Below are 1,176 nucleotides of genomic sequence, written 5' to 3'. Positions count from 1 at the left end.
GGGGTTCGCTTCTCCGCGAACGCGCGCGGCCCCTCCTGCGCGTCGGCACTGTCGTAGCACTCGACGGCGGCCCCCCTGGCGGCCCCCAGCGCGTCGGAACGGCCCATCTCGGTGGCGAGCATCACCGTATCCCGCGCCGCCCGCACCGACAGCGGTGCGCCGCGCAGGATCTCGGCAGCCAGTTCCAGCGCCGCCGTCAGGACCGCGCCCGGCTCGGCGAGGCGATTGACCAACCCCACCTCGTAGGCCCGGCGCGCGGTGATCGGCGCGCCGGTGAGCAGCAGCTCCATCATGATCCGTTGCGGGATCATATGAATCAGCGGCGCCGCCCACGGCGAGCTGCGCCCCACCTTCACCTCGGTGATCGCGAACGTCGCCGCCGTGCTCGCCACACACAGGTCGCAAGCCTGCGCGATCATCCACCCGCCGGCGAACGCGGCGCCGTTGACCGCGGCGATCGTGGGCTTGGACAGCTCGATGGTGTCGTAGGGCAGCGGGAACATCTCCGGCGGGGGCACCCGCATCCCGGTGTCCACCATCTCCTTGAGATCGCCGCCCGCACAGAACGCCTTGTCACCCGCACCCGTGAGCACGGCCACGCGCAGCGCGGGATCGTGCTCGAACCGATCCCACGCGGCGTACAGACCCGCGCGCACATCGGCAGCCAGACAGTTGCGGGTTTCCGGCCGGTTCAGGGTGATCACGGCGATGCCGTCGGCCCTGGCGTCGAAGAGCACGGCGTCGTTCATCAGAAACCTCGCTGCTGGATCAGGTGGGCGGCTCGGTCGAGCTCGGCCCGGAAGTCGGGATGGGCGATGGCGATCAGTCGGCGCGTGCGCTCGGCGACCGATGCGCCCGCGAGTTCGGCGGCGCCGAACTCGGTGACGATCACATCCACATCGCTGCGCGCGGTCGTCACCGGCCCGGACAGACTTGCGGTGATCCGGCTGAGGGTGCCGCCTTTCGCCGTGGCGGGTAGCGCGATCACCGCGTGCCCGCCCGGTGAGCGCAGGCCGCCACGAACGAAGTCGACTTGACCGCCGGTCCCGCCCAGATAGGCCGAACCGCTCTGTTCGGCGTTCACCTGGCCGGTCAGATCGACCTCGAGCGCGGAATTGAGCGACACCAGATTGTCCAGGGTCGACAGCACGCCCGCGTCGTGAGTGTAGGAGGTGG

The 1,176-nt window shown here is 70.4% G+C and carries 2 protein-coding genes; both read right to left on the bottom strand.

Annotated features, from left to right (window positions below):
* Positions 1-749 (bottom strand): enoyl-CoA hydratase/isomerase family protein (locus ACFWF3_RS36625; RefSeq protein WP_379318808.1); only part of this gene is annotated, 749 nt, incomplete at its 3' end.
* On the bottom strand, positions 749-1,176 hold a 428-nt coding region (locus ACFWF3_RS36620), incomplete at its 5' end, for an acetyl-CoA hydrolase/transferase C-terminal domain-containing protein (protein ID WP_379318806.1). The genes ACFWF3_RS36620 and ACFWF3_RS36625, both read right to left, overlap by 1 nt.

It is taken from the genome of Nocardia sp. NPDC060220 (assembly GCF_042727815.1).
Classification (GTDB): Bacteria; Actinomycetota; Actinomycetes; order Mycobacteriales; family Mycobacteriaceae; genus Nocardia.
The sequence above is the reverse complement of the archived record's forward strand: the minus strand, read 5'-3'. Positions and strand labels throughout refer to the sequence as shown.